The 8,235-nt window shown below is 74.5% G+C and carries 6 protein-coding genes; 3 read left to right on the forward strand and 3 right to left on the reverse strand.

Annotated elements, in window-relative coordinates; translation table 11 throughout:
- Positions 1 to 183: 183 nt before the first annotated feature.
- Positions 184 to 732, forward strand: coding sequence for a hypothetical protein (locus PUR61_RS14460; protein WP_329879232.1), 549 nt, complete (start codon positions 184 to 186; stop codon positions 730 to 732).
- Between the two features lie 256 nt (positions 733 to 988).
- Here PUR61_RS14460 and PUR61_RS14465 read toward each other — a convergent pair whose 3' ends face one another.
- From PUR61_RS14465 to PUR61_RS14475, 3 genes are all read right to left on the reverse strand, one after another.
- Positions 989 to 3,070, reverse strand: coding sequence for an acyltransferase family protein (locus tag PUR61_RS14465; protein ID WP_329879233.1), 2,082 nt, complete (start codon positions 3,068 to 3,070; stop codon positions 989 to 991).
- Between the two features lie 302 nt (positions 3,071 to 3,372).
- Positions 3,373 to 5,037 (reverse strand): cellulose synthase catalytic subunit, encoded by a 1,665-nt coding sequence (locus tag PUR61_RS14470; RefSeq protein ID WP_329879234.1) that lies wholly within the window; start codon positions 5,035 to 5,037, stop codon positions 3,373 to 3,375.
- A gap of 262 nt (positions 5,038 to 5,299) precedes the next feature.
- Positions 5,300 to 5,869, reverse strand: coding sequence for a GNAT family N-acetyltransferase (locus PUR61_RS14475; protein WP_329879235.1), 570 nt, complete (start codon positions 5,867 to 5,869; stop codon positions 5,300 to 5,302).
- Between the two features lie 274 nt (positions 5,870 to 6,143).
- On the opposite strand from PUR61_RS14475, the gene aroA reads away from it, so the two are divergent.
- Together aroA and PUR61_RS14485 are read left to right on the forward strand one after the other, a co-directional pair.
- Positions 6,144 to 7,388, forward strand: a complete 1,245-nt coding sequence (gene aroA, locus PUR61_RS14480; RefSeq protein WP_329879236.1) for a 3-phosphoshikimate 1-carboxyvinyltransferase — start codon at positions 6,144 to 6,146, stop codon at positions 7,386 to 7,388.
- 420 nt (positions 7,389 to 7,808) lie between these two features.
- Positions 7,809 to 8,235: hypothetical protein (locus PUR61_RS14485; protein WP_329879237.1), on the forward strand; the 427-nt coding region annotated here is incomplete at its 3' end.

Consider the following 8,235-nt stretch of genomic DNA (forward strand, 5'->3'; position numbering starts at 1 on the left):
GGACGTCCCGCGGGTGGCGGGCAGTGGCAGTGGCCGGAGCAGAGGTGGCAGCCTCCACCGGTGCCGGCCCCGCCACCCGCCGTGCCCCCACCGCCCGCGACGGCCCCGGGGGGAACGGGTGCGACCGGTGGGGCGGGTGCGACCGGTGGGGTCACACCGGACCGGCGGCCCCGCTGGGCCTGGGTGGCGGGCGCCGCCGGGATCGCCGCCGGGTTGGCCGCCGTCCTGACGATGTGCGGGCCCGGGTCAGGTGACGAGTCGTCCGGGGTGGTGGCGTTCCCGGCGTCGCCGACGCCCTCGCCCTCCGCCTCGGTCCCGCCGGTGCCGGATCTGCTGCCGGTCCCGGCGCCCTCGCCACTGCCCGCCCCGACCGCAGCCGAGAACAGACCGCCGACGGCCGCCCAGGGTCCCGGGCTCGCCGGGAACGGCGCCTCCCCGACCTTCCCGGGGGCGGGGAGCGACCGTGCCGCGACGACCCGTCCGAAGCCGGGTGGGAGCCGGACCCCGCGCCCGGTACCCACCCGCTCCGCCGGAGCCCCGGGCGCGGGCGCCACGTCGGCGGAGACGCCGGCGGCCGCGCCTGCCCCGGCGCCCGGCCCCGGCGCGGGCGCTCCTCCGGCGGGTGCGGCGCCGGCCGCCGCGCCGGGGTCGATCTGCGACCAGGCCGAGCGGATCGGCCGCTGGCCGGCCGGTTCGGAGCAGGCCCGGCTCTGCCACGGCATCTACGGCTGAGGCGGGCGCGGCGGGACCGACGGCTCTCCCGGGGCCGGCCGCGGGGCCTGTGTCGGAGCCGTGTGCAAGGCCCCGTGCAGGTCCCGTGCAGGGCCCCTGTGTCGGGGCACGTGCCAGGGCCTGCGCCGTCGGGGCGCAGGCGCTGCACCGCGGAACGGCTCGGCCGCCGCCCGTCGCCGCCCGGCGGCCCCGCACCGATCGGTTCTCCGCCGGTCCGTACGGGGCCGGTCAGCCGCGGCCGGTCAGCCGCGGCTGTTCAACTCCGGCCGGCCAGCAGCGCCTGGTCCAGGCGCGGGGCGAGGACGCGGGCCAGCGTGTCGGTGATGTGGCCGGTGTCGCGGTAGAGGATCACTCCCTCCAGCACGGACGGGCAGTCGAGGCCGGTGCCCGGGCAGAGCAGCGGACCGAGGTCGAGGACGCTGACGCCGTACCGCCCGGCCAGACCGCCGTCGATCAGCGGGTCGCGCTCGAAGGCCGACTCGCGCGGGAAGAAGCAGGCGTCCGAACGGCCGTCGGAGGCGGCCAGGCAGGTGGGGATGTCCTTGCCCGGCATCGGCGTGTCACCCAGGTAGGCGAGCGGTGTGCCGAGGGCCGACAGCCGGTCGAGGGTGCGGGTCCAGCCCTCGGTGCGCTCGTCCTGGCCGCCGTACCGGTTGAGGCCGGCCATCAGGACGAGGCGCGGCTTGGGGCCGACGGCCAGCCGGGTGAGGGTGTTCTCGCGCCAGCGGTCGCACTCCTCGAAGGTGCGGCCGAGGACGTTGTTCCGCACGGTCAGCGTGGCCAGCGGGCAGCCCGGCTTGACCAGCACCTCCAGTGCCCAGTGCCGCTGGTCGGCCATGGCGAGGGCCGCGGAGATCCACTGTCCGGCGTGCGAGTCGCCGATCAGGACGATCCGGTCCGGGCTGGACTCGGTGCCGAACAGGCAGCGCGGGCTGTTCTCCGCGGCGAGCGGGATCTCGCAGCCCTTGCCCGGCGGGAAGTCCTCCCGGGCGCGGGCCAGCGAGGGAGTGAGGGCGAGGACCCTGGTCCCGGGGGCCAGCAGGCCCGGGCCGTCCACGGCGCCGGCCGGTGCGACGGCGGGCGCGTTCGGGTCGCCGAGTGCCCGGACGGTCCCACCGCCCAGGGTGAGCCCGGCGATCAGCGGGATGATCAGGGCGCTGGCGCCGACCGCGAGCCCGCGGCGCGGGGCCGGGCTGCTGCCGTACCGCAGCGGCTGTTCGACCAGGCGCATCGTGAGCCAGGCCGGCAGGGCGCTCGCCGCCGTGAGCAGGACCAGGGTGGTCCACGGGAGGGCGCCGTAGCGGGCCTGGGCGATGATCAGGACCGGCCAGTGCCAGAGGTACCAGGCGTAGGAGAGGCGGCCGGCGGCACGCAGCGGCCGGGTGGCGAGCAGCCGGCCGGCGTCGGCGGGGCCGAGCGCACGGTGGGCCGGGCCGGCCAGCAGGACGGCGGCGGTGCCGAGGACGGGCAGCAGGGCCGCGCTGCCGGGGAACGGCGTGTTGCGGTCGTACCGGAAGACCGCGATCACGACGGCCGCGGCGCCGGCCCAGCCGAGGACGCGCAGCACCCAGCCCCCGAGGCGCGTACCGGGTCCGCCGCGCCCGAGGCGGGCGGTGAGCGCCGGCGCGGCCAGCGCGGCGCACGCGCCGGCGGCGAACTCCCAGAGACGGCTCGCGGTGGAGAAGTAACCGAGCGGCGCGGAGCCGGCCGTCCACCGGATGCAGAGCAGCAGGGAGACGCCGCCGATGGCGAGGGTGGCGACGGAGATCGCGGCGGTACGGCGGCGGCCGACCAGGTAGCGGGCGAGGCCGAGCAGCAGGACGCCCCAGAGCAGGTAGAACTGGTTCTCCACCCCGAGCGACCAGAAGTGCTGGAGCGGGCTCGGGTCGCGCTCGGCCGCGAGGTAGTCGGTCTGCTGGCCGACGAACCGCCAGTTGGCGAACTGTCCGGCGGAGGCGATCAGGTCACGGGCCAGGTCGGTGCCGCGCAGCGGGTCGAGCAGCGCGCCCCCGGCGAGGGCGGTGGCGACCAGGACGACGGCCGCCGCGGGCAGGATGCGGCGGGCCCGGCGGGACGCGAAGTCCCACAGGCCGATCGGGCGGGCGAGCAGCAGGCCGGTGATCAGGAAGCCGGAGATGACGAAGAAGATGTCGACACCGACGTAGCCGCCGGTGAAGGCGGGCACGGTCGCGTGGAAGGCGAGGACGGAGAGCACGGCGACGCCGCGCAGTCCTTCGATGTCGGGGCGGAAGGCCGCCCGCGTCCGGGGCCGGTCGGCCGGTCCGGTGGTCGCGGGTCCGGCGCGGTGGGCCGGTTCGACGGCCGACCCGGCGGCCACGGACCCCGCGGACGCGATGACCGCGGTGCCGGAGGTGTCGGCGGACGGCCCGGGTACGAGAACGACGGGGACAAGTTCGTTGCTGACGGCGGACGGTGACGTTACGTCATCCGAAAGGGCGGCGCGAGACGACTCGGCGCCCGGTGGTACGGCCGTGGGCACGGCGGTGCTCCTTGCAGGGCTGGCAGCGGTGGTCGGGGCCGCCGGGCCGATGGGGCGGCCGGGCGGCGAGTCCGCGCCGGTGGGGCGACGCGCAAGGAAGAGGGGGAAGTCGGTTCGAGCAGATGTTCTCTGACGGTAGGTCAGAAGATGAGCGGGTCGGCCCAGCCGGACGCCAGCAGGCCGCAGAGCAGCAGCACGGCGGTGACGGCGACCGACTCGGCCCGGCCGAAGCGCAGTTCGGCGGCGGAGCCCGGGGTCGGGTCGTCCGCGGGGCGTGCGAGGTCCGCGACGGTGGCGTCGTTGCCACCCCGGAGCAGCGGCCAGAGGGCCCTGATCAGCGGAACCATGGTGTACGTGGTCAGTGCGAGCAGGCCGGCGAGCGCCCAGTACGGCTGCCAGCCGTACAGGGAGACGGCCCGGGCGAGTCCGGCCGCGCCGGCCACGATGACGAAGCCGAGCCAGCCGACACCGATCCGGGCGACGGCCCGGGCCAGCGAGGTGCCGCCCGAGACGGCGCCGGTGGGCACCCACTCGGCGCTGCGGCGTCGCAGCGCGTGTGCGATGGCGACCACGTGGCAGAGCCCGCCCAGGAGTTGGACCCGGGTGACCTCGAAGCGCCAGCGGGTGCGGGACATCGCGGGCAGCAGCACGAGCGAGACCCAGATCGGCGGCAGGAAGGGCAGGACCTGCCAGGGGGCGATCTCGTCGGGCCGGAAGAACAGCATGATCAGCGCCGGCAGCGGGACGGCGAAGACGTTCACCGCGCTGGTGAGGTAGCCGAGGATGCCGTTCCAGAAGCAGAGCCGGGCCGAGCGGGGCAGCGGGCCGCGCCGGAAGTCGGGGTCTCCGACCAGCGCGAGCGAGCCGAGGCACCAGCGGTACTGCTGGCTGATGAACGCGGGCAGGCCGGTGGGCGACATGCCCTTGGCGAGCAGGGCGGGCACGTACCGGGTGGTCCACCCGGCGCGGGCGAGCGAGAGGCCGGTGTAGAGGTCCTCGCTGTGGTCGATCTCGGCGAAGCCGCCGACGCGTTCGAGGGAGGCGCGCCGGTAGAGCGCGTTGGTACCGCAGCAGACGGTGCCGTCCTGGGCGTCCCGGGAGGGCTGGATCCAGCGGTAGAAGATCTCCTGGGTGGCTCCGGCCGCGCGCTCCAGCCAGGACATCCCGGGATCGGTGTCGAAGCACTGCGGGCTCTGCACGATGCCGACGTTCGGGTCGTCGAGGTACGGCACGAGGTGCTGCAGGAAGTCCGGGCGCGGGCAGAAGTCGGCGTCGAGGACGGCGATGATGTCGCCGGTCCCCTCGGCCAGGCCGTGGTTGAGGTTGCCGGCCTTCTTGAAGCGGCCCCGGTCCGGGCGGGCGCGGTACTCGAAGCCGTAGGACTCGGCGAGTTCGCGCACCTCGGGCCGGTTCGCGTCGTCGAGGACCAGGACGGTGAGTGCGCCGGGCCAGCGGACGGCTGCGGTGTGCCGGTAGGCGTTGTCCAGGACGGCGAGCGGTTCGCCGGCGGTGGGCAGCAGCAGGTCGACGCCGGGGTGGTGCGCGGGGCTCCAGGCCCGGACCAGCAGGTCGTGCGAGTCACGGGTGAAGCGGCGGGAACGCTGGCCGTCGGCGATGGAGAGCAGCCAGGTCGCGGCGTTGAGCACGGTGAGTGCGAGGAACGGCCAGAGCAGCGGCCGGCTGAGCGCGAAGAGGCCCAGCGTGGCGGTGGCACCGGCGTAGGAGAGGGTCGCGCAGAGCAGGACCCATCGGCGCTGCGGTCCGAAGTACCAGTAGAGCTCCTGGTCGTCGGGCGGATCTGGCAACCGAGACGGTCCGTCGCCGGGCCGGTCGCCGGATATTCGGCGGGCACGGCGCGGATCCGTGTCGGTTGCGGACATGGCGTTGCCATGGAGTACGGGCATGCGGAAATGGCCCCCCTGGGCTGGGACGGAACGTGACCGTGCGTCGCCAGCCTCTCACAATGGCCTAGACCAATCGTTAACGAGGTATGACATCCCAGCATCACCGCAGGTCAGGACTTTGACGGCATGTCAGATTCGTGCACGTCCTGACGAAATGTCATCATTACCGGACGGTAAGCGCCTTGACCAGCTTCTCGAAGCGCAGGTCGGAGCGGAGCGGGATCCCGAACCGCTCGTCGCCGTACGGGAAGGGGGAGTAGACACCCGTGCGGTGGAATCCCCGGCGCTCGTACCAGGCGATCAGGTCGGCCCGCTGCTCGATCACCGTCATCTCCAGCTCGGCGGCCCCCCACTCCCCTGCCGCGAACCGCTCGGCCTCCCCGAGCACGGCCCGTCCGACGCCGCCGCCCTGACGGCCGGGACGCACCGAGAACATGCCGAAGTAGGCGTGCTCGCCCCGGCGCTCCAACTGGCAGCAGGCGAGCAGTTCGCCGTCCCGCTCGGCGAGCAGCACCACACCGTCGGGGTGGGTGACGGCCGCGGTGACACCCTCCACGTCGGTGCGCTGGCCCTCCAGCAGGTCGGCCTCGGTGGTCCAGCCGGCCCGGCTGGAATCGCCCCGGTAGGCGGACTCGACCAGCTCGACGAGAGCGGCGACGTCCGCCGTGGTCGCGGGGCGGAAGGTGAGGCGGTCGGCCGCGGTCTCGGCGGCCTCTCGGGTGGTCTCGGGCACGAGGTTCCTCGTCTCACGGTGGCCCGGGCGGTGACCCGGGCGGGCAGCGGCCGTTCGGGCCGATCCCTGGCATCGTGCCACAGCCCGGCCGGGCCCCGACCTGCGCGGAACGCCGGCCGTCCCCTCCCTCGGTCCGCCCACCGGTCCGCCCACCGACTCGTCCACCGGTCCGTCCACCGGTCCGTCCACCACCCGGACGGTCCGCCCGGCCGCCGCGCGCCCTCGGGCAGGATGACCGGGACACCCGTCGGACCGCCCGCGCCCAGGAGGCCCCATGACCGTCGTCGAGATCCCCGGTTCCAAGTCGGTGACCGCGAGAGCGCTCTTCCTCGCGGCCGCCGCCGACGGCAGCACCACGCTGCTCCGCCCGCTGGTCTCCGACGACACCGACGGCTTCGCGGAGGGCCTGCGCGCCCTCGGCTACGGACTCACCCGCGAGACCGACCGATGGCTGATCGAGGGCCGCCCGCAGGGCCCCGCCAACGACGCCGAGGTCTACTGCCGCGACGGGGCGACCACCGCCCGCTTCCTGCCGGTCCTCGCCGCCGCCGGGCACGGCGACTTCCGGTTCGACGCCTCCGCCCAGATGCGCCGCCGTCCGCTCGGCCCGCTCACCGAGGCCCTGCGCGCCCTCGGGGTGGCGCTCGTGCACGAGGGGGCCGAGGGCCACCACCCGCTGCGGATCACCGCCGCCGGGGTCCGGGGCGGCGACATCACCCTGGACGCGGGCCTCTCCTCGCAGTACCTGACCGCGCTGCTGCTGCTCGGGCCGCTCACCGAGCAGGGGCTGCGGATCACCGTCACCGACCTCGTCTCGGCGCCGTACGTCGAGATCACGATCGCCATGATGCGGACCTTCGGCGCCACCGTGACCCGTACCGGGAACGTCTTCGAGGTCGCGCCCGGCGGCTACCGGGCGACCACCTACCCGATCGAGCCGGACGCCTCCACCTCCAGCTACTTCTTCGCGGCAGCCGCCCTCACCGGCCACCGGCTCACCGTGCCCGGGCTGGGACGCGACGCGCTCCAGGGCGACCTGCGGTTCGTCGACGTGCTGGCCCGGATGGGCGCGCGGGTCGACGTCAGCGCCGAGCGGGTCACCGTCGAGGGCCCGGCGGACGGCCGGCTCGGCGGGCTGACCGTCGACATGCGGGACATCTCCGACACCATGCCGACCCTGGCCGCCATCGCGCCGTTCGCCGCCGGACCGGTCCGGATCGAGAACGTCGCCAACACCCGGATCAAGGAGTGCGACCGGCTGGAGGCGTGCGCCGGGAACCTCCGCCGGCTCGGCATCGACGTCGCCACCGGCCACGACTGGATCGAGATCCGGCCGGGCACGCCCCGCGCCACCGAGCTCGCCAGCCACGGCGACCACCGGATGGTGATGTCCTTCTCCGTCACCGGCCTGCGCACGCCCGGCATCACCTTCGACGACCCCGGCTGCGTGCGGAAGACCTTCCCGGGTTTCCACGAGGCGTTCGCGCAGCTGCGCGACGGGTGGGCGGCCACCGTCTGACCCGACCCGCACCGGCCCGCGCCGGCCCGAGCGAGCCGGCTCGGGCCGGTGCGGTGCAGGTACGGCGCAGGTGGGTACGGGTCGGCACTGCTCCGCGCGGCGCACGGCGCGAGGCGTGCGAGCCGGGCGCGCGACGTCCGGCATACGGCAGAATTCGACGGGAATATCTCCTTCCGGACCGCATGCTTTTCCCGACGAAAACACGGCCGGAGAACCGTTCGACGTCAACGGTGAATCGTTTCTCCCCGCCTGTCCCTCCCGCCCCATCCGGACGGCCGGAATTCCGTTCCGGAACGGCCGCCGCCGGTCACCACCCGAGAATTCTCCCTTGACGGCCGGAACTCCCGACGGGACTATTTCCGGGGCTGCGCCCCGGCGGCGCGGTACACACCTCGCAGTATCGTGAACGGAGGACGAACAGTGGACCAGCTGAACGAATCCGGGATCCCCTCGAAGCATCGGGACGGGCGGCGGACCTTCCTGCTCGGCGCGCTCGGCGCCACCGCAGTGGGCCTCGCCGGAACCGTGGGCACGGGCCGGGCGAGCGCCGCCCCGGCCCCCGGACCGGCGAAAATCCGGAGCACGCAGAACAACTGGCGCTTCTGTCAGAAGTGTTTCGTCATGTTCTTCTGGGGCTATCCCACCGACGGCGTCTGCCCCTCCGGCGGCGCCCACAGCGCCCAGGGCTACAACTTCGTCCTGCCGTACGACGTACCGGAAGCGCCCACCGCCCAGCGCAACTGGCGATTCTGCCAGAAATGCTTCTCCATGTTCTTCTGGGGCTATCCCACCGACGGCGTCTGCCCCTCCGGCGGCGCCCACAGCGCCCAGGGCTACAACTTCGTCC

It is taken from the genome of Streptomyces sp. BE20 (genome assembly GCF_036322525.1).
Taxonomy (GTDB): Bacteria; Actinomycetota; Actinomycetes; order Streptomycetales; family Streptomycetaceae; genus Kitasatospora.

Excerpts from the sequence above, each read along its gene's own strand:
- aroA (WP_329879236.1), top strand. The coding sequence starts at position 6,144 with ATGACCGTCGTCGAGATCCCCGGTTCCAAGTCGGTGACCGCGAGAGCG.